The organism is Pseudomonas anatoliensis, assembly GCF_017976235.1.
GTDB classification, from domain to species: domain Bacteria; phylum Pseudomonadota; class Gammaproteobacteria; order Pseudomonadales; family Pseudomonadaceae; genus Aquipseudomonas; species Aquipseudomonas anatoliensis.
Map to the genome: position 1 here is coordinate 386,412 of NZ_JACVHC010000005.1, position 20,414 is coordinate 406,825.

At 60.0% G+C, this 20,414-nt stretch carries 18 protein-coding genes and 1 pseudogene; 3 read left to right on the forward strand and 16 right to left on the reverse strand.

Annotated elements, in window-relative coordinates:
* Positions 1-83: 83 nt before the first annotated feature.
* The 13 genes from dtd to hutC all read right to left on the reverse strand — a co-directional run bounded on the left by dtd (position 84) and on the right by hutC (position 15,047).
* Positions 84-521 carry a D-aminoacyl-tRNA deacylase gene (dtd, locus tag ICA16_RS18565; RefSeq protein ID WP_150617476.1) on the reverse strand — a complete coding sequence of 146 codons (438 nt, stop codon included), beginning with the start codon at positions 519-521 and terminating at the stop codon, positions 84-86.
* Positions 518-1,489, reverse strand: coding sequence for a prolyl aminopeptidase (gene pip, locus ICA16_RS18570; protein WP_150603995.1), 972 nt, complete (start codon positions 1,487-1,489; stop codon positions 518-520). Before pip ends, dtd begins: the two co-directional genes overlap by 4 nt.
* A 270-nt stretch (positions 1,490-1,759) precedes the next feature.
* The gene (gene hutG / locus ICA16_RS18575; protein WP_210701218.1) at positions 1,760-2,560 is read right to left on the reverse strand and encodes an N-formylglutamate deformylase; all 801 of its coding nucleotides are present in this window, start codon (positions 2,558-2,560) and stop codon (positions 1,760-1,762) included.
* 10 nt (positions 2,561-2,570) lie between these two features.
* Entirely contained in the window at positions 2,571-3,776 is a 1,206-nt protein-coding gene (gene hutI / locus ICA16_RS18580) for an imidazolonepropionase (RefSeq protein ID WP_210701219.1), read from the reverse strand.
* 101 nt (positions 3,777-3,877) lie between these two features.
* The gene (hutH, locus tag ICA16_RS18585; RefSeq protein WP_150617473.1) at positions 3,878-5,410 is read right to left on the reverse strand and encodes a histidine ammonia-lyase; all 1,533 of its coding nucleotides are present in this window, start codon (positions 5,408-5,410) and stop codon (positions 3,878-3,880) included.
* Between the two features lie 116 nt (positions 5,411-5,526).
* Positions 5,527-7,050: a histidine ammonia-lyase gene (gene hutH / locus ICA16_RS18590; protein WP_210701220.1), complete on the reverse strand. Its 1,524-nt coding sequence runs from the start codon at positions 7,048-7,050 to the stop codon at positions 5,527-5,529.
* Between the two features lie 185 nt (positions 7,051-7,235).
* Positions 7,236-8,066 (reverse strand): quaternary amine ABC transporter ATP-binding protein, encoded by an 831-nt coding sequence (locus tag ICA16_RS18595; protein WP_150604000.1) that lies wholly within the window; start codon positions 8,064-8,066, stop codon positions 7,236-7,238.
* Positions 8,063-8,914 carry an ABC transporter permease gene (locus ICA16_RS18600; protein WP_042557230.1) on the reverse strand — a complete coding sequence of 284 codons (852 nt, stop codon included), beginning with the start codon at positions 8,912-8,914 and terminating at the stop codon, positions 8,063-8,065. Before ICA16_RS18600 ends, ICA16_RS18595 begins: the two co-directional genes overlap by 4 nt.
* Before the next feature lie 83 nt (positions 8,915-8,997).
* Entirely contained in the window at positions 8,998-9,966 is a 969-nt protein-coding gene (locus ICA16_RS18605; protein ID WP_150604001.1) for an ABC transporter substrate-binding protein, read from the reverse strand.
* 70 nt (positions 9,967-10,036) lie between these two features.
* A complete protein-coding gene (locus ICA16_RS18610; protein WP_150604002.1) occupies positions 10,037-11,509 on the reverse strand; it encodes a purine-cytosine permease family protein in 1,473 nt (490 codons plus the stop codon).
* A gap of 121 nt (positions 11,510-11,630) precedes the next feature.
* Complete coding sequence (hutU, locus tag ICA16_RS18615) at positions 11,631-13,319, reverse strand: urocanate hydratase (RefSeq protein ID WP_150604003.1); 1,689 nt, start codon at positions 13,317-13,319, stop codon at positions 11,631-11,633.
* Positions 13,320-13,767: 448 nt separating this feature from the next.
* Positions 13,768-14,340, reverse strand: coding sequence for a HutD/Ves family protein (locus tag ICA16_RS18620; RefSeq protein ID WP_210701221.1), 573 nt, complete (start codon positions 14,338-14,340; stop codon positions 13,768-13,770).
* The gene (gene hutC / locus ICA16_RS18625; protein WP_181818442.1) at positions 14,337-15,047 is read right to left on the reverse strand and encodes a histidine utilization repressor; all 711 of its coding nucleotides are present in this window, start codon (positions 15,045-15,047) and stop codon (positions 14,337-14,339) included. The genes ICA16_RS18620 and hutC overlap by 4 nt, the downstream gene beginning before the upstream one ends.
* A gap of 145 nt (positions 15,048-15,192) precedes the next feature.
* On the opposite strand from hutC, the gene ICA16_RS18630 reads away from it, so the two are divergent.
* Positions 15,193-16,557, forward strand: coding sequence for a formimidoylglutamate deiminase (locus ICA16_RS18630; protein ID WP_210701222.1), 1,365 nt, complete (start codon positions 15,193-15,195; stop codon positions 16,555-16,557).
* 90 nt (positions 16,558-16,647) lie between these two features.
* Here the strand turns inward: ICA16_RS18630 and ICA16_RS18635 are convergent, their stop codons facing one another.
* Both ICA16_RS18635 and ICA16_RS18640 read right to left on the reverse strand, forming a co-directional pair.
* Positions 16,648-17,217 carry a lipocalin family protein gene (locus ICA16_RS18635; RefSeq protein WP_210701223.1) on the reverse strand — a complete coding sequence of 190 codons (570 nt, stop codon included), beginning with the start codon at positions 17,215-17,217 and terminating at the stop codon, positions 16,648-16,650.
* A gap of 30 nt (positions 17,218-17,247) precedes the next feature.
* On the reverse strand, positions 17,248-17,502 hold the full coding sequence (locus ICA16_RS18640) for an outer membrane protein assembly factor BamE (RefSeq protein ID WP_150604007.1): 255 nt from the start codon (positions 17,500-17,502) through the stop codon (positions 17,248-17,250).
* 294 nt (positions 17,503-17,796) lie between these two features.
* Between ICA16_RS18640 and ICA16_RS28510 the strand changes: the two are divergent.
* Positions 17,797-18,819, forward strand: a pseudogene (locus tag ICA16_RS28510) (HAMP domain-containing protein); the annotation flags it as partial.
* A 93-nt stretch (positions 18,820-18,912) separates the two neighbouring features.
* Positions 18,913-19,677: a methyl-accepting chemotaxis protein gene (locus ICA16_RS28515; protein ID WP_411959663.1), complete on the forward strand. Its 765-nt coding sequence runs from the start codon at positions 18,913-18,915 to the stop codon at positions 19,675-19,677.
* Between the two features lie 134 nt (positions 19,678-19,811).
* Here ICA16_RS28515 and ICA16_RS18650 read toward each other — a convergent pair whose 3' ends face one another.
* On the reverse strand, positions 19,812-20,414 hold the full coding sequence (locus ICA16_RS18650; RefSeq protein ID WP_210554343.1) for a DUF924 family protein: 603 nt from the start codon (positions 20,412-20,414) through the stop codon (positions 19,812-19,814).

Genomic DNA, 20,414 nt, shown 5'->3' on the forward strand with positions numbered 1-20,414 from the left:
CAACGCATCAGGGGTAACAAAGTATTTATCGCGAAAACGCCCTAAAAACGTCGAAATCTCCTAAAAAGGCGTTTCAAGTGTTGTCAGGTTTGTAACAAAAAGGTAACAGGGCCGTCGTTGACCAAATGCACCTGCATATCCGCGCCGAATCTACCTGATGCCACAGTGCCATGCATCTCTTTCGCTTTGCCTAATAGATAGTCGAATAATTCCTCGCCCAACGCCGGAGGGGCCGCGGTCGAGAAGCTCGGGCGCAACCCGCTTTTGGTATCGGCAGCCAGGGTGAACTGAGAGACCAGCAGCAACCCACCGCCAACATCGGCGAGAGACAAATTCATCTTGCCCTCGTCGTCGCTGAATACCCGATAGTTAAGCAGCTTATGCAGAAGTTTGTCGGCGCTGGCGCGCGTGTCGTCGGGTTCTACCGCTACCAGCACCAGCAAACCTTGATCGACCGCGCCAACCACCTCGCCCGCCACTTCCACTCGCGCACCGCGTACCCGCTGTAAAAGCCCCTTCATGCTTCTTCGGGCGGCAGATCGAGCAGACGACGCGCCATGTTGCCCGCCGCGCGCACCAGTGCATCAGTAATGCCCGGTTCGGATGCGGCGTGGCCGGCGTCGCGGATCACCTGCAATTCGCTGTTCGGCCAGGCCTGGTGCAATTCCCAGGCGTTGTCGAGCGGGCAGATCACGTCGTAGCGACCGTGGATGATCACGCCCGGCAGGTGAGCGATCTTGCCCATGTCACGAATCAACTGGTTCGGTTCAAGGAAGGCATTGTTGGTGAAATAGTGGCATTCGATCCGCGCAATCGACAGCGCACGCTGCGGCTCGGAAAAGCGATCGACCACCAGCGGGTTCGGCCGCAGCGTCGCGGTGCGCCCTTCCCAGGTCGACCAGGCCTTGGCTGCATGCATCTGGGCGATCTGGTCGTTACCGGTCAGGCGTTTGTGGAAAGCGCCGAGCAGGTCATCGCGCTCGTCCAGCGGGATCGGCGCGATGTAGTCCTGCCAGTAATCGGGGAACAGGCGGCTGGCGCCGGCCTGATAGAACCACTCGATTTCCTGCGGACGGCAAAGAAAGATCCCACGCAGGATCAGACCGTGAACACGCTCCGGATGGGTTTGCGCGTAGGCCAGCGCCAGGGTCGAACCCCACGAACCGCCGAACAGCACCCATTTGTCGATGCCCAAGTGCTTGCGGATGCGCTCAAGGTCGGCGACCAGATCCCAGGTGGTGTTGTTTTCGAGGCTGGCGTGCGGCGTGGAGCGCCCGCAACCACGCTGATCGAAGGTGACAATGCGGTAAAGGTTCGGATCGAAATAGCGACGGCTCTGCGCGTCGCAACCGGCACCTGGCCCACCATGGATGAACACGACCGGCAAGCCTTCCGGTGAGCCGCTTTCGTCGACGTACAGCGTATGGGTGTCATCGACAGCCAGATCGTGCCGGGCGTGAGGTTTGATCTGCGGAAACAAAGTCTGCATTGCGCGCTCCGTAAGGGGTCGAGGTCATCCCTGGGGGGACGTCTATTATTCTGCCGTTGGGCATCATAAACCCGATTTACGTCAATGAGCATGCTCGCGCGCAATCACAATTTTTCAGCGATGTCCCCTGTGGCGAGGGGATTTATCCCCGTCCGGCGGCGAAGCCGTCGTAAAACCGATATACGCGGTATGTCTGAGAAACTGTGGTGGCCGGTTTTAGGGCCGCTGCGCGACCCAACGGGGATAAATCCCCTCGCCACAGGGCTACCGTCATGCGTAGCGGGATTCTCCCCAGGCGAGGAAGCCCTGCAGCAATTCCTTGAGCACCACCTGCGTCGGCTCGGCCAGATCGGTGCGGTAGCGGAACGGTTCGAATTCTTCCATATAGGTGCACTGCCCCAACTCCAGTTGCACCGCGTGAATATTTTCGGCCGGGTTGCCGTAATGCCGGGTGATGTGGCCGCCCTTGAAGCGTCCGTTCAGCACGTGGCTGTAATCGCTGTGTCGCGCGCAGATCGCCTCCAGTTGCGTGGCCAACTGCGGATCGCAACTGGCGCCGTTGAAGGTGCCGAGGTTGAAGTCGGGCAACTTGCCGTCGAACAGATGCGGAATGATCGACCGGATCGAGTGCGCATCAAACAGCAGCGCATAGCCGAACTCAGCCTTCAGCCGCGCCAGTTCTTGCTGCAAGGTGCGGTGATACGGCGTCCAGATTTGTTCCAGATACGTCGCGCGCTCTTCTTTCGACGGCTCCAGCCCTTCCTTGAACAACGGGATGCCATCGAACAACGTTGCCGGATACAGGCCGGTGGTCGCCCCGGCGTACAACGGCTTGTCGTCGGACGGCCGGTTCAGGTCGATGACGAAACGCGAGTATTCGGCAGCCAAAGTGCTGGCGCCCAGCTCCTCGGCAAAGTCGTACAGCTGCGGAATATGCCAGTCAGTGTCCGGCAGGCTTTTCGCATCTACGATCAGGCCGGCCTCGACCATCGGGGTCAGACGTAAACCGGCATGCGGCATGCTGATCAGCAGCGGCACGCGACCTTGTTTGAAATTCAAAACCTTATCCACAACCGCTCTCCTACAGACTTGATTCAACGCCGTGACGCACGACGCGTTTGTCCAGATCGCCACCGAGCCAGTAAGCCAGATCCGCCGGGCGATCAATCTGCCAAGCGACGAAATCCGCGACCTTGCCAATTTCCAGCGAGCCATGTGTGTCGGCCATGCCCAGCGCTTGCGCGGCATGAATAGTCGCGCCGGCCAAAGCCTCTTCCGGGGTCATGCGGAAACAGGTGCAGGCCATATTCAGCATCAAACGCAGCGATAACGCAGGCGAGGTGCCCGGATTGAGGTCGCTGGCGATGGCGATTTTCACCTTGTGTTTGCGCAAGGCGTCCATCGGCGGCAACTGGGTTTCGCGCAGGAAGTAGAACGCACCCGGCAACAGCACCGCGACGGTGTCGGACGCGGCCATGGCGATGGCATCGGCTTCGTCCATGAACTCCAGGTGATCGGCGGACAACGCTTTATAACGTGCGGCGAGGCTGGAGCCGTGCAGCGACGACAGTTGTTCGGCGTGCAACTTCACCGGCAGGCCGAGTTTTTGCGCGGCGATGAACACGCGCTCGACCTGCTCCGGCGAGAACGCCAGGTATTCGCAGAACGCATCCACGGCATCGACCAGGCCTTCGGCGGCTAGCGCAGGAAGCATTTCGGCGCAGATGTGTTCGATGTAAGCGTCGGCGCGATCCTTGTATTCGGGCGGCAACGCGTGAGCGGCGAGGCAGGTACTGCGCACGCTGATCGGCAGCTCTTTGGCCAGACGACGGATGACCCGCAGGATCTTCCGTTCGTTGGCCAGATCGAGCCCGTAGCCAGACTTCATCTCTACCGTGGTCACGCCGTCGCGCATGAGGCTTTTCAGGCGTTTGGCGGCGCTGGCGAACAGCTCGTCTTCCGACGCCTCCCGCGTGGCGCGCACGGTGCTGGCGATGCCGCCACCGGCCGCTGCGATTTCCGCGTAGCTGACGCCTTGCAGACGTTTCTCGAACTCGCCGCTGCGATTGCCGCCGAACACCGTGTGGGTGTGGCAGTCGATCAGGCCGGGGGTGACCCACGCGCCTTGCAGATCATTGACCGCTGGGTATTCGCCGGACGGCAATAGATTGCGCGGGCCGATCCACTCGATGAGCGCACCGGACGTCACGATGGCGGCATCCTCGATGATCGAGTAGACGCCTTGTGCCATGGTTGCGACGTGGCAGTGTTGCCAGAGGGTTTTCATCCCTTAGTCTCCACAGTATTCAAAATCGAATCGCCAGCAGGCTGGCTCCCACAGGGAAACGCATTCCAACTGTGAGAGCCAGCCTGCTGGCGATGAGTCCATCACAGGCTCGGCAGAACCTTCGCCGCAACCAGCTCGTTCAAACACCGCGAAGCCAACAACTCACTCGCAGCATTGATGTCCGGCGCAAAGAACCGGTCCTTCTCATAAAACGGCACTTCCTTGCGCAGAATGGCCCGAGCCTGTTCCAGTTTCGCCGAGGTCTTCAGGCCATTACGCAGATCCAGCCCCTGCACCGCCGCCAACCATTCCACCGCGAGAATCCCGCGAGTGTTCTCGGCCATTTCCCACAGACGCTTGCCGGCCGCAGGTGCCATTGAAACGTGGTCTTCCTGGTTGGCCGAAGTCGGCAGGCTGTCCACCGAATGCGGGTGGGACAACGCCTTGTTCTCACTGGCCAGTGCGGCAGCGGTCACCTGAGCGATCATGAAACCGGAGTTCACGCCGCCATTGGCCACGAGAAACGGCGGCAGTTGCGACATGTGCTTGTCCATCATCAGCGAGATGCGGCGTTCGCTCAGCGAGCCGATTTCAGCGATGGCCAGGGCCATGTTGTCAGCGGCCATGGCCACGGGTTCGGCGTGGAAGTTACCGCCGGAAATCACATCGCCTTCAGCGGCGAACACCAGCGGATTATCGGAGACGGCGTTGGCTTCAACCGCCAGCACTTCCGCCGCTTGACGGAACTGGGTCAGACAGGCACCCATGACTTGCGGCTGGCAGCGCAGGGAGTAGGGATCCTGGACCTTGTCGCAGTTCTGGTGCGAGTCGGAAACTTCGCTGCGCTCACCCAGCAAATCGCGGTAAGCAGCGGCCGCATCGATCTGGCCTTTCTGCCCGCGAGCCGCGTGGATGCGCGCATCGAACGGCGAGCGCGAACCGAGCACGGCTTCAACCGTCAGAGCGCCCAGTGCGATGGCGCCAGCAAACAAATCTTCGCCTTCAAACAAACCACGCAACGCAAAAGCAGTAGAAACCTGAGTGCCGTTGAGCAGCGCCAGACCTTCCTTAGCCGCCAGCGTCAGCGGCGTCAGGCCGGCGACTTTCAGCGCTTCGGTGGCTTCCATCCACTCGCCCTTGTAACGCGCCTTGCCTTCGCCCAGCAGCACCAGCGACATGTGCGCCAATGGAGCCAGATCGCCGGAAGCACCGACCGAACCTTTCAACGGAATGTGCGGATAAACCTCGGCATTGATCAGCGCAATGAGCGCATCGATCACAACGCGACGGATCCCGGAAAAACCACGGCTGAGGCTGTTGACCTTGAGCACCATCACCAACCGCACCAGCGCATCGCTGATCGGCGCGCCGACGCCGGCAGCGTGGGACAACACCAGCGAGCGCTGGAGGTTTTCCAGGTCTTCGCTGGCGATGCGGGTCGAGGCCAGCAGGCCGAAACCGGTGTTGATGCCGTAGGCAGTGCGGTTTTCGGCGAGGATCTGCTCGACGCAGGCGACGCTGGCTTCGATCTGCTGCGATGCGCTGTCGTCGAGGGTCAGCTTGACCGGGTTCTGATACACGTCACGCAGTTGGGCCAGGCTCAGTTGGCCGGGAATCAGGTTCAGCGCAGTCATTTTGTGCTCCTTTTGAGAGTTTATTGTTAACTCGCCAGACGCTCCGGAGATGTCCGTTGTCCGTCGCGTCTGCCCTTTTGGGGAGCCGCGCCTTGGCACGCTGGCGTAGATAGATTTCAGTGCAGATTCGGTAGTACGTTGTGCAGCAAATTCGAGTCTTTCAGAACGCTTGCAGCGGCAGCGATATCCGGCGCCAGCCAGCGATCCTGATCATAAGCCGGGACCTTTTCGCGCAGCAGTCGCCACGCAACATCGGTGCCCGCGCCGAAACGTTGTTCCTTGAGGAATTCAAACGCCTGCGCCGCCAGCAGATATTCGATGGCGAGGATTTGCGTGCAGTTTTCCAGGGCGCGATGCAGCTTGAGTGCAGCGTTGGTGCCCATGCTCAAGTGGTCTTCCTGCAAACCCGAAGTGATGTAGTTGTCGAGCACAGCCGGTTGTGCCAATTGGCGGTTTTCCGCACACAGTGACGCGGCGACGTATTGCACGATCATCATCCCGGAGTTCACCCCCGGATTGGCCACCAGAAATGCCGGCAGACCGCTGACGTGCGGATTCACCAGGCGATCGAGACGACGCTCGGCAATCGAGCCGATTTCCGCCATGGCAATTGCCAGCAAATCTGCCGCCATTGCTACTGATTGACCGTGTGGATTGGCTTGCGACATGACGCGGAATTCGTCCGGTGTGCCCAGCAGCAGCGGGTTGTCGGTGCAGCCGTTGAGCTCGCTTTCGATCTGTTTGATCGCGTGCTCCAGTTGATCGCGCGCGGCGCCGTGCACCTGCGGAATCGAACGGATGCTCAGCGCATCCTGAGTGCGAATGCCTTTGCTCGATGCGATCACTTCACTGCCGTCGAGCAATGCACGCAGATTGACGCCAACCTGCTGCATCCCCGGATGCGGTTTCAACGCAATGATCTCGGCATCGAACGCGGCGATCTGCCCTCGCTGCGCTTCGAAACTCATGGCGCCGATGACGTCGGCCCATTGCAGCAGACGGGTGGCGTCGGCGATGGCCAGGCAGCTGAGGCCGGTCATGCACGGCGTGCCGTTGACCAGACACAAACCGTCCTTCGCGCCGAGTTGCACCGGTTGCAGGCCCTCTTCGGCCAGCGCTTGTTGAGCAGAGGTGATTTGCCCGCGATAGCTGACATTACCAACGCCCAGCAGTGCAATGCCGATGTGCGCCATGTGGGTCAGATAACCCACCGAGCCTTGCGACGGCACCTGCGGGGTGATACCGCGATTGAGCAACGCCAGCAGCCCTTCGACCACCCGGCGATGGATGCCGGATTTGCCGTGGCTGTAGTTGTGAATCGCGGCGCAGATGATCGCGCGGGTTTGTTCGTCGGCCAAAACCGGGCCGACGCCGCAGGCATGGCTGAGCAGGGTGTTGCGTGACAACTCGCTGAGCTGTTCGTCTTTCAGCGAGACGTTGGACAACCCGCCCAGGCCGGTGTTGACGCCATAAGCACGCTCGCCGCTGGCGACGATGCGCTGGACGATGCCTTGCGCGTTTTCGATGCGCGCCCACGTGTCGCTCGACAGCTCGAGTGGCGCGCCGTGACGGGCAACGGCGACTACGTCTTGCCAGCGCAGATGGGCGCCGGTGATCACGATTTTTTCAGCCTGGGACATCTGAAGCCTCATACCAATTTTGTTGACTATAGAAACCCTGTGGCGAGGGGATTTATCCCCGATGGGTGGCGAAGCCGCCCCAAAATCGTCCGAAGAGGTCTGTCTGACAGACCGCATTGGTTGAATTTACGACTGCTACGCAGCCGATCGGGGATAAATCCCCTCGCCACAGGGGCAGTCCAGATTCAGACAACCGCAGCCCGCCGCTGCACGAACCGGTCGACATACTCATCCGCTGGCGAATGCAGGATCTCGCGTGGCGTACCGACCTGAATCAGCTTGCCGTCCTTGAGAATCGCAATGCGATTGCCGATACGCACCGCCTCGTCGAGGTCGTGGGTGATGAAGACGATGGTCTTGTGCAGGGTCTTTTGCAGCTCCAGCAACTGGTCCTGCATCTCGGCGCGGATCAGCGGATCCAGCGCACTGAACGCTTCGTCCATCAGGATGATGTCAGTGTCCGCCGCCAAGGCGCGGGCCAGGCCCACACGCTGACGCATGCCGCCGGAGAGCTGGTGCGGGTATTTGTTTTCGTAGCCCTTGAGGCCCACGGTGTTGATCCAGTGCAACGCCCGCTCGGCGCACAGTTGCTTGCTCTCGCCGCGCACTTTGAGGCCGTAGGCGACGTTGTCGAGCACGGTCTTGTGCGGCAGCAGGCCGAAGCTCTGGAAGACCATGCTGATCTTGTGCCGGCGAAATTCGCGCAGGGCTTGCATGTCGTATTGCAGGATGTCCACGCCGTCCACCAGGATCGCGCCGCTGGTCGGGTCGATCAGGCGATTGAAGTGGCGCACCAGCGTCGACTTGCCGGAACCGGACAGGCCCATGATCACGAAAATCTCGCCGGTGCCGATGCTCAGCGACAGGTCGTTGACCCCGACCACGCAGCCGGTTTCGCTCAGCACCTGATCCTTGGTCTTGCCCTGGCCAACCATGGCCAAGGCGTCCTTGGCGCGGTTGCCGAAAATCTTGAAGACGTTTTTGACTTCAATCTTGCTCACGGTTGCGTTGCTCATTTGCTCACCTCATGCCGTGGCCGACCGTACGCCTGAGTAATGCGGTCGATGACCACTGCGAGAATCACGATCGCCAGACCGGCCTCAAGCCCGCGTCCGACGTTGAGGGTCTGAATCCCCACCAGCACGTCTTCACCCAGGCCACGGGCACCGATCATCGAGGCGATCACCACCATCGACAGGGCCATCATGGTGGTCTGGTTGATCCCGGCCATGATGCTTGGCAGTGCCAGCGGCAGCTGCACGCCGAACAGTTGTTGCCAGCGGTTGGCGCCGAACGCGTTGATCGCTTCCATGACTTCGCCGTCGACCTGGCGAATGCCCAGATCGGTCAGGCGAATCAGCGGCGGTGCGGCGTAGATCACGGTGGCGAAAATCGCCGGGACCTTGCCCAGACCGAACAGCATCAGCACCGGAATCAGGTACACGAAACTCGGCATGGTCTGCATGATGTCGAGCAGCGGCATCAGTACCGAACGCAGGCGATTGCTGCGCGCCGAGAGAATCCCCAGCGGAATGCCGATCAGCACCGATATGATCGTCGCCACCATCATCAGCGCCAGCGTCTGCATGAGTTTGTCCCACAGGCCGACAGCGCCTACGAGAAACAACAGACCGACGATCACCGCCGTGGTCACGACTTTGCGCGTTGCATGCCAGGCGACGACACCGACGATCGCCAGCATCAGCCACCACGGTGCAGCACGCAGCAGGCCTTCGAGATTGACGATGGCCCACAGCAGGGTGTCCGAGATCTGGCGGAACACATCACCGTAGTTGGTGACTAGCGAATCGACCCAACCGTTGACCCAGTCGGCGATGGAAAAGGTAAAGCTTTCGGGAAACATAAGCGGCTCTCAATCAGAAATCTCAATCAAGCGATGACGGCATATCTCCCGGCCAGCCTCACGGTTGACCGGGAGGTAGCGACCTACAGCGCCGCGTCGATTTTCTTGGCGGCGTCTTCACTGACCCACGCGTGCCAGACCTCAGGATGTTCCTTGAGGAAGATTTTCGCCAGTTTTGGCGACTCGATACGTTCCTTCGCCATGCGTCCCAGATTCTGGTTCAGCAAATCGATCGGCAGGTTGACCTTTTCCAGCACCGCCACCAGTTCCGGGGCTTGTTCGTGGAAGGTCTTGGACAGGCCGACCTTGATCGTCACGGTCTTGTCGACGCCCGGTTTTTCTTCCAGTTTGACCAGATCGACCTGGCCCATCAGCGGGGTTGGCGACCAGTAGTAGAAGAGAATCGGCTCGCCACGTTTGTAGCTCGACAGCACCGCCGCATCCAGCGCCGGGCCGGTGCCTGGGCGGAAGTTGGTGTAGCTGTTTTCCAGGCCGTAGCTTTTCAGCATTTCACTGTTGTCCAGCTCGCAGGTCCAGCCGGCCGGGCAGTTGTAGAAACGGCCCTTGGCAGGTTCTTCAGCGTCTTTGAACACGGCGGAATACTTGGCCAGATCGGCAATGTTTTTCAGGTCTGGCGCTTTCGGTTCAAGCTTGCGCTTGGCGTCGCCTTCGATCACATAACGCGGCACGTACCAGCCTTCGATAGCGCCCACGACAGGTGCGCCGACACCGACGACCTTGCCGGCCTTCTCGGCCTTGTTCCAGACTTCGCTGCGGCCAACCCACTCTTCGGCGAACACTTGGATGTCGTTGCTGCTCAGGGCGTTTTCCATGGTGATGGAGTTGCCCGGCAAGCTGTCGGTCTTGCAGTCGTAGCCTTTTTCCAGCACCACTTGCATGACGTCGGTCAGCAGCATGCCGCTTTCCCAGTTCAGGCCGGCGAACTTCACCGGTTTGCCTGACTCGCACCAACCGGCGGCCTGGGTGGCACCGGCACTGGCGAGCAGGCCCATGGAAAGCAGAGTGGTCAGCAGGGTCTTGTTCGATTTCATTGTCGTGACGCTCCTAATCATGAATTGGGCTTACGGCAGTCAAGAGGCATCCAGCCCTGTCCACGTCCAATCAGGCCTGCGCCGCAACGCGGCTGGCCCCGCTTTTTTCAGGTTGTGCATCGCTGTCCTGCTCGGTCGGCAGAATCAGCTGATCAGGTACGGCGCTGTGCCATTTTTTCGCACAGACGTAATACACGGCGGCGGGCACCACCAGACCGATGATCCAGGAGATATCCACATCACCCAGCGCCGCCACCAAGGGACCTGTGTAGAACTTTGTGGAGATAAACGGCAACTGCACCAGTACACCGAACACGTAGACGCTGATACCGAGGATGTTCCAACGGCCATAGCGACCATTCGGATCGGCCAGCGCCGGCACGTCATAGCGCTCACGGGTGATGCAGTAGTAGTCGACCAGGTTGATCGCGCTCCAAGGCGTGAAGAAGGCGAGCAGGAACAGGATGAAAGACTTGAACGCGCCGAGGAACGAATGCTGTCCGAGCAATGCGATCAGGGTTGCCGCACCGACGATGAACAGCACGAATACCAGACGCTGCAAACGCGACACCTTCAGGTGGCCACGGAAACCGCTGATGATGGTCGCGATGCACATGAAGCTGCCGTAGGAGTTCAGCGTGGAGATGGTGACTTTGCCGAAGGCGATGCTGAAGTACAGCAGCGCAGCGGTGGCACCGGTACCGCCCAGTCCTACGATGTAAGCCACTTCATGGCCGGCGAATTGACCGTTGGCCGAAGCCGCAGCGAACACGCCGAGGATCATCGCCACTTGAGCGCCAATCACCGAGCCGGCGCCCGCGGCGAAGAAGGTTTTCACCGAGGAAGTGCTGCTCGGCAGGTAGCGCGAATAGTCAGCCACGTACGGGCCAAAAGCGATCTGCCAGGAAGCGGCGAGCGACACCGCCAGCAGGAAACTGCTCCAGCTGAAGTGGCGGATTTGCAGGAGTGCGCCGACGTCGGTCTGATTGATCAGACGCCAGAACAGGAAAACAAAAGCGATCACGCCGATGACGCTGGCGACACGGCCAATCCAGTGGATCACTCGATAACCGAGCACCGTGACCAAGACGATGACACTGGCAAAAATCAGGATGCCGACGCTGTCGCTGACACCAAACAACTGGCCCAGCGCCTGACCGGAAAGCACGGTTCCGGTGGCGGTAAAACCCAGGTACATCAAACACACCAGCACGATCGGGATGGCCGCGCCATACACACCAAACTGCACGCGGCTGGAAATCATCTGCGGCAGGCCCAGTTTCGGTCCTTGCGCAGCATGCAGCGCCATGACGCCACCGCCCAGTAGTTGACCGATCAGCAGACCGATCAACGACCAGAACACATCACCGCCCAGCACCACGGCCAGGGCCCCGGTGACAATCGCGGTGATTTGCAGGTTGGCACCCATCCACAGGGTGAATTGGCTGAACAGACGACCGTGTCTTTCCGCTTCCGGGATGTAGTCGATCGAACGTCTTTCGATCAACGGTTTGTTGCCTGCACGATCGGTGTTAACAGCCATGATTCAACCTCTGTGGATTGTTAGATTCCTTGTAGGAGCTGCCGCAGGCTGCGATCTTTTGATCTTGAAAAACCAACCTCAAAAGATCGCAGCCTGCGGCAGCTCCTACAGGGTTTTGCGTTTATTGACCGGTAATCATCGGCAGGTTCAGGCCCTGTTCCTTCGCGCAGTCGATAGCGATCTGGTAACCGGCATCGGCGTGACGCATGACACCGGTAGCCGGGTCGTTATGCAGCACGCGGGCGATTCGCTCGGCCGCTTCGTCGGTACCGTCGCAGACGATCACCATGCCCGAGTGCTGCGAGAAACCCATGCCGACGCCGCCGCCGTGGTGCAGGGAAACCCAGGTCGCGCCGCTCGCGGTGTTGAGCAGAGCATTCAGCAATGGCCAGTCGGACACAGCGTCGGAACCATCCTGCATCGATTCGGTTTCGCGGTTCGGGCTGGCGACCGAGCCGGAATCGAGGTGGTCGCGACCGATCACGATAGGGGCGGACAATTCACCGCTACGGACCATTTCGTTGAAGGCCAGACCGAGCTTGGCGCGCAGGCCCAGGCCAACCCAGCAGATACGGGCCGGCAGACCCTGGAAGCTGATGCGCTCGCGGGCCATGTCCAGCCAGTTGTGCAGGTGGGCGTCGTCCGGGATCAGCTCTTTGACCTTGGCGTCGGTTTTGTAGATGTCTTGCGGATCACCCGACAGCGCCGCCCAACGGAACGGGCCGATGCCACGGCAGAACAGCGGACGGATGTAAGCCGGTACGAAACCCGGGAAGTCGAATGCGTTCTCAACGCCCTCTTCCTGAGCCATCTGACGGATGTTGTTGCCGTAGTCGAAGGTCGGAATGCCTTGCTTCTGGAACGCCAGCATCGCTTTGACGTGCACAGCCATCGACTGCTTGGCGGCTTTGATCACAGCGGCAGGTTCGGTCTTGGCGCGGGCGCGATATTCGTCCCAGGTCCAGCCGGCCGGCAGGTAACCGTTGAGTGGATCGTGGGCGCTGGTCTGGTCGGTGACCATGTCCGGGCGCACGCCGCGCTTGACCAGTTCCGGCAGAATTTCCGCCGCGTTGCCCAGCAGGGCGATGGAGATCGCTTTGCCTTCTTTGGTGTATTTGGCGATGCGCGCCAGCGCGTCGTCGAGGTCAGTGGCTTGCTCGTCGACGTAGCGACTTTTCAGGCGGAAATCGATACTGACCTGCTGGCATTCAATGTTCAGCGAGCACGCGCCGGCCAAAGTTGCCGCGAGCGGCTGAGCGCCGCCCATGCCGCCCAGACCTGCGGTCAGGACCCACTTGCCGGTGAGATTGTCGTTGTAGTGCTGACGACCTGCCTCTACGAAGGTTTCGTAGGTGCCTTGAACGATGCCTTGGCTACCGATGTAGATCCAGCTGCCGGCAGTCATCTGGCCGTACATGGCCAGGCCTTTGGCGTCGAGTTCGTTGAAGTGCTCCCAGCTCGCCCAGTGCGGCACCAGGTTGGAGTTGGCGATCAGTACGCGCGGGGCGTTACTGTGAGTCTTGAACACGCCGACCGGCTTGCCGGATTGCACCAGCAGGGTCTCGTCGTCATTCAGGTTGGTCAGGCTTTCAACGATCTTGTCGTAGCACTCCCAGTTACGGGCGGCGCGACCGATACCGCCATATACCACCAGTTCCTTCGGGTTCTCGGCGACTTCCGGGTCGAGGTTGTTCATCAGCATGCGCAGCGGCGCTTCGGTCAGCCAGCTCTTGGCGGTCAGCTTGTTACCGCGGGCGGCACGGATTTCGACGTCACGATGCTTTGTAGGTTTCTGGGTATTGTCAGTCACGAAAAAGACTCCTCAGCGATCAATTCAAACCAACCCTGGCAGTGGGCAAGCAGCCTGTGCGCATCAATGCGCGACAAGCGAATCAGTGGACGCTGCGGAGAATCTCTAACGACTCATACGCATACGTCTTTACTTGTACATACAAGCATATGCAATCAAGCGGCCAACTTGGCAGTGGGGTGTTCAAGAAAAATCGCGGACACGGCTGGAGATCGCCTGAATCAAGGGTTCTGGCGATGATGAAATTTTTCGAGGGATGGTTTGGGGAGGTAGAGAGATGTTACGCAAGTGGGGTTTTGCGCCACGCTGGGGCGTTCGGTAACAAGTTGGTGCGTGGTTGGGAACACCCCAAAAGCAAAAGATCGCAGCCTTCGGCAGCTCCTACAGTGGGATTGATGTACACCCTGTTGGAGCTGCCGAAGGCTGCGATCTTTTGACGTTATTTGAATCAGCGCGCAGCCAGTTCGATCACGCAGCACGAGGCATTCAAGGCGACTTCAACCAGCCCGCTGTTACCGTCCAATTGCAGGCAATCATGACGGCCAAGTTGTGCAGTCTTCTCACCGACCACAACTTCAAGCAACTCACTGACACTGAACACCAACACCGTGCCGGCCGAGCTGAAAAACCGTTGCTCACCCTCCAGCCACTGCAACCGCGCGCTGTAACGCTGCGGCGCATAAATCAGGTTGAAATCGCGAATCGCCCCACCGAGCAAGGTGCAGGACACTTTACTCTCGCCGCTGAATGCAAACGGGTCGAGCGGTAACAGTGGCCGAGTGTCGTCGCCGTCGACGCACAGGGTCATGCCGTCACCCTGCAACACCGTAATCACCCGCTGGTAGCCGGCAAAGCTCGAGAAACCGCCGGACTCGGCGATGTCGGCAATCGACAGGCGCCAGCCGAAACCGTCGAGGCCAGCGCCAGCGTCACGGGTGATTTCTTCAGTGCTGCCGCCGCCGTTTTTCCACGGCATGCGCGGATAGCCTTCGGCGCGTAAAACCTTAACTTCGCATTTCATTTATGAAACCGTCCTTCCAGACGATGACGGGAACCGGGGTGAATCAGGCGCGCAGCGGTCACCGGCTGACGCCCCGACCACGTGCGGCGGCGGATCAGCAGGCATGGCTCGCCTTTTTCGATCTGCAGCAACTTGCACTCGGACGCCTCCGCGAGAATCGCTTCGACCACATGCTCGCCCTCAGTCAGCGGCGCGACCTGGTTCAGATAGGCGTAAGGCGTTTGCAGGGTGAAATCCTGCTTGAGGTATTCCGGGGCGACCAGCGCGTTGACGAAACGGTCTTCGATTTGCACCGGAATGTCGTTTTCGTAATGCACGATCAGCGAGTGAAAAACCTTTTGCCCTTCGCGCATATCCAGCGCCAGCGCGCGCTCGGAACCGGCGGCCTCTTCTTCGAGGGTGATGACCTGGCAGGTATGGCGATGACCGCGGGAGGCGATCTCGTCGGCAATGTTGTGCACTTCAAACAGCGCGGACTGGCTCTTCGGCTCGGCGACGAAGGTGCCGACACCTTGCATGCGCACCAGCAGGCCATCGGCGGTCATCTCGCGCAGCGCGCGATTGATGGTCATGCGGCTGAAACCGAGCTGATTGACCAGTTCGCTTTCGGACGGCACGCGGTAGTGCGGCGGCCAGTTTCCGCTGTCGATCTGCTGGGTGATCATCTGTTTGACGCGGGCGTACAAGGGCGCCGGACTGTCGCCCATGTTCGCGGCCAACGGGGAAACTGGAGGCGGAGTCGGCACGGTGGATCCTTGTTCGTCGGTAGAGGTTGCTAGCTTGCCGGAGTTTACCGGGCAGGCAAACGTCTGTATATGTATATACAAATAACACACGATGGGGTGCCGAACCATGTCCGCCTTCTTTGCCGAACGCGCGCTGCTGCCTAACGGATGGGCCAATAATGTACGTCTTGAGGTCAGCGCCGATGGCCTGCTGACCCAAATCCAGGCCGATTCCACCGCAGATGGCGCCGAACGGCTGAGCGGTCCGTTGCTGCCAGGAATGCCCAATCTGCACTCCCACGCCTTCCAGCGGGCAATGGCCGGATTGGCCGAAGTGGCAGGCAATCCCAATGACAGTTTCTGGACCTGGCGCGACCTGATGTATCGCCTCGTCGGAAAAATCAGCCCGGATCAACTCGGCGTGATCGCCCGTCAGCTGTACATCGAAATGCTCAAGGCCGGTTACACCTCGGTCGCTGAATTTCACTATGTTCACCATGACAGCAATGGTCAGCCTTATGCCGATCCGGCTGAACTGGCGTTGCGCATCAGTCAGGCTGCCAGCGAAAGCGGCATCGGTTTGACCCTGCTGCCGGTGCTCTACAGCCACGCCGGTTTCGGCGGCCAGACGCCAAACGACGGCCAGCGCCGGTTTATCAACAACACCGAAAACTACCTGAATCTGCAATCGCGTTTGCAGCCCTTGTTGGCGCAGCAAAAGGCGCAATCCCTGGGTCTGTGTTTCCACTCGTTGCGCGCGGTGACCCCGCAGCAGATCAGCGAAGTACTGGCGGCCAGTGACAAGCATTGCCCGGTGCACATCCACATCGCCGAACAGCAGAAGGAAGTCGACGACTGCCTGAGCTGGAGCGGCCGTCGCCCGCTGCAATGGCTGTACGAAAACACAGAAGTCGATCAGCGCTGGTGCCTGGTCCACGCCACTCACGCCAACCCGGAAGAAGTCACGCTGATGGCCAAGAGTCGCGCCATCGCCGGTCTGTGCCTGACCACCGAAGCCAACCTCGGCGACGGGATTTTCCCGGCGGTGGATTTCCTCGCTCAGGGCGGGCGCATGGGTATCGGCTCTGACAGCCATGTGTCGCTTAGCGTGGTAGAGGAATTGCGTTGGCTGGAATACGGCCAGCGTTTGCGTGATCAGCGGCGAAACCGTTTGTATGGCGCGGATCAGCCGATGGTCGGGCGCACGTTATACGACGCGGCGCTGGATGGCGGCGCTCAGGCGTTGGGGCAGCCGATTGGTGCGCTGGAAGTCGGCAAACGTGCGGACTGGATTGTGCTCGATGGCAACGACCCGTATCTGGCGACGGCGAGCGGGGACGGGATTTTGAATCGCTGGTTGTTTGCTGGCGGCGATCGTCAGGTGCGCGATGTGCTGGTCAATGGCCAGTGGGTGGTGCGTGATGGACGCCATGCGGCAGAAGAACAAAGCGCTCGCGCGTTTACCCAAGTCCTGCGCGAACTATTAGGTTAAGAAAAGCAAAAGATCGCAGCCTTCGGCAGCTCCTACAGGGAACACATCATTCCCCTGTAGGAGCTGCCGAAGGCTGCGATCTTTTCGCTATTAATTCGAGGTCTTGGCCATCTGCCGGTCCGACGCTCGCCAGATCAACCGCGTGGTGTCGTAACCCTGCTGGCGAGCCTTGCTCAACAATTCTTCGCGCACCACACCGTTGACGGTCGGCGTGCGCGACAGCAGCCACAGGTACTTGCGACTCGGGTCGCCGACGATGGCGGTCTTGTAGTCGTCGCTGACGTACAGCACCCAGTATTCGCCCTTCGCCACACCCGGAATCAGTCGCGAGAACCAGTTATCGAATTCGACCCACAACTTGTCGGTCTTGCCCGGCACCTGTGGATAAGCCGTGCCCTTGGCTTCTTCCCACTGCCAGTCCGGGGTCAGGCAGCGATTGAGCACCGCAACGTTACCGTCAGGCTTGAGGATGTAACGGGCTTCGGATTGCGCACAGTGGCGCTGGAAATACATCGGCAAACGCGCCAGCTCGTACCAGGTCCCCTGATAACGTTTGAGGTTGACGCTGTCGACGGTTTTCGGCGCCAACGGATCCACGCCGGAAGTGGCGCAGCCGGCCAGTACCAGGCCGGCAAAAAGGACAAACAATAACCGCTTCATTTTTCTTCTCCGTGGGCGCGAAGCCCCGGTTTACTTCAGGCCTTGGCCGGAAAACATCAGCACTTTGTCACCAGCGTACTGCACGCTGATAAAGCTGTTCTTGTCGCCCCAGGTGCAACTGGACATGCCGAGCGCGCCGGAGCAGTCAGTCGGTTTGCCGAGCAGGGTCTCCACTTCGGTCTTGGCCATGCCGGCCGAGAGCTTCGAGTAATTTTCCTGATTGACCTTGCTGCATGCGGCCAACAGCACGCAAAACGACAGCAGGGCGAGAGATCGCAGCGACATGGTGTAACTCCTGGAACGAAGGGGGGATGGCATGGTGCCAACCAGAAGCTTAGAAGAGAAAACCCTTGTCTGGTTCCCTGCCGGACTGGCTATTTATTGCTCCGCTCGTCTGGCTTTTCCCGATAAATCAGAGACTTTGTAACGCTTCTGAGCACTTCGTCGCATTTCGCAAAAGAAGCCTAATCTTTGACGCGCAGCGGTCGACATAAAAGCAGCGCAAAGCCCTAGAGTGCGGCAAATTGCCACCCTTTCTTGACCAGCCCCTTCGCGGTAGCTCATTCGATGACCAGAAACATGAAATTCAGCCACAAGATCTTGTTGGCTGCCGCCCTCGTGGTGGCCGTTGCGTTCGCCTGTTTCATCTTTTTCAACGACTATCGTCAACGCGAAGCGCTGAGCAGCAGCACCGAGTCGACCATGCAGGAACTCGGCAGCCTGACCACCAGCAACATCCAGACCTGGCTGGAAAGCCGCATTCAATTGCTGCAATCGCTGTCCCAGCAGGTCGCGATCGACGGCAACGCCCCCGCCAGCCTGAAACGCATCATCGACCTGCCCGCCTACACCGGCAATTTCCAGCTCAGCTACTTCGGCGGTACTGACGGCGTGATGTTCTCGGTGCCCGCCGGCAACCGCGCGCCGGATTACGATCCGCGCGCCCGTGGCTGGTACAAAGCGGCCAACAGCGCGCAGCAGACCATCGTCACCGAACCGTACATTGCCGCCTCGTCGGGCAAACTGGTAATCACCGTTGCCACACCGGTGCAGCGCCAGGGCCAGATGCTCGGCGTGGCCGGTGCAGATATCGACCTGACCAGCGTCAGCGCGATCATCAACTCGCTGAACTTCGGCGGCCACGGCCACGCGTTCATCGTCAGTGCCGATGGCAAAATCCTGATCCATCCGGAAAGCAAACTGGTGCTCAAGACCCTCGCCGAGGCTTACCCCAACGGCGCACCGAAAGTCAGCCCGGGGCTGAAAGAAGTCGAATTCGCCGGCAAGACCCAATTTATCTCCTTCACCCGCGTCAACGGTGTGCCGTCGGCCGACTGGTACGTCGCGCTGGTACTGGACAAAGACACCGCATTCTCGATGCTCAGCGAATTCCGCACCTCGGCGCTGATCGCCATGGTCATTGCCGTGGTGATCATCATCTTCCTGCTCGGCATGCTGATCCGCGTTCTGATGCAGCCGCTGCTGACCATGGGCCGCGCCATGCACGACATCGCCGAAGGTGAAGGCGACCTGACCAAACGTCTGGTCATCCACGGCAACGACGAATTCGGCGCACTGGGCACCTCGTTCAACCGTTTCGTGGAGCGTATCCACACCTCGATCCGCGAAGTGTCTTCGGCCACCGGGCAAGTCAACGAAGTCGCCCTGCGCGTGGTCGCGGCCTCGAATTCGTCGATGTACAACTCCGATCAACAAGCCACTCGCACCAACAGTGTGGCCGCCGCGATCAACCAGCTCGGCGCTGCGGCGCAGGAGATCGCCCAAAACGCCGCCCTCGCCTCGCAGCATTCCAGCGAAGCGCGCAGCCTGGCGGTTGACGGTCAGCAGGTTGTGGATAAAACCATCCACGCGATGCAACAGCTCTCGGCGAAGATCAGCGATTCGTGCGGCAACATCGAAACCCTGAACAGCAACACCGTGAACATCGGCCAGATTCTGGAAGTGATCACCAGCATTTCGCAGCAGACCAACCTGCTGGCACTGAACGCCGCGATCGAAGCCGCGCGTGCCGGCGAAGCCGGTCGTGGTTTCGCCGTGGTCGCTGACGAAGTGCGCAACCTCGCGCACCGCACCCAGGATTCCGCGCAACAAGTGCAAAAGATGATCGAAGAGCTGCAAGTCGGCGCGCGTCAGGCGGTCAGCATCATGACCGAGAGTCAGCGCGAGAGCGAAAGCAGCGTCGGTATCGCCAATCAGGCCGGCGAACGCCTGGGCAGCGTGACCCAACGCATCGGCGAGATCGACGGCATGAACCAGTCGGTGGCGACCGCGACTGAAGAGCAGACCGCCGTGGTTGAGTCGATCAATGTTGATATCAACGAGATCAACACGCTGAATCAGGAAGGTGTGGAGAACTTGCAGGCGACGTTACGGGCCTGTTCGGATCTGGAGCAGCAGGCGGCGCGGTTGAAGCAGTTGGTTGGCAGCTTCAGGATCTAAAATGCTGCAACTGGCCCCTTCGCGGGCAAGCCCGCTCCCACAGGGATCTTCGGTGTTCACACAATGTGTGCTCCACCCCAAAACACTGTGGGAGCGGGCTTGCCCGCGAAAGCGGCATCAGCCGCACTGAAGATTTAGAATCTGGACCCGGGTTCGGAAAGAAACTCCAACTCCTCAGCCGTAGACTCCCGCCCCAACACCGCATTGCGATGCGGAAACCTTCCAAACCGTGCAATCACCTTCTGATGCCGCTCGGCATAATCCAGATTGTCGGCAAACACTGCCCGCTCCGCTTCCGGCTGTTCAGCCACCAATTCGATAAATCTGGAAACCGCCTCATTCTGCACCGCGAGGTTTTCGCAGTGTTCGAACACCAGATAAATGAACACTCTCTGAATGGGTTTTAACTGCCGATCGAAATCCGCAGCAATGCCTTGCGCAACGAGCTTCTGCGCACGCAGATCACCGGAGAAAGCTTTGGGAGAGTCGCGAAAGATCATTCGCGGCAGTTGATCGAGCAGCAGCACCACCGCCAGCCAACCTTCGGGACATTGCGTCCACTCGGTCAATTCGCCAGCCAGGGCCTGATCGACAAAGACCCCGAAACGCGTCTGCGCTTCGAGGTCTTGGCTGTCACGCTTGCCGAACCACAACTTGCCCTTGTCAGCCGATATCTCATCCGGTGATTCGGCATTTCCGAACCACCAATCGAGCAACGGCTGCCAGGGCGCGTTCAT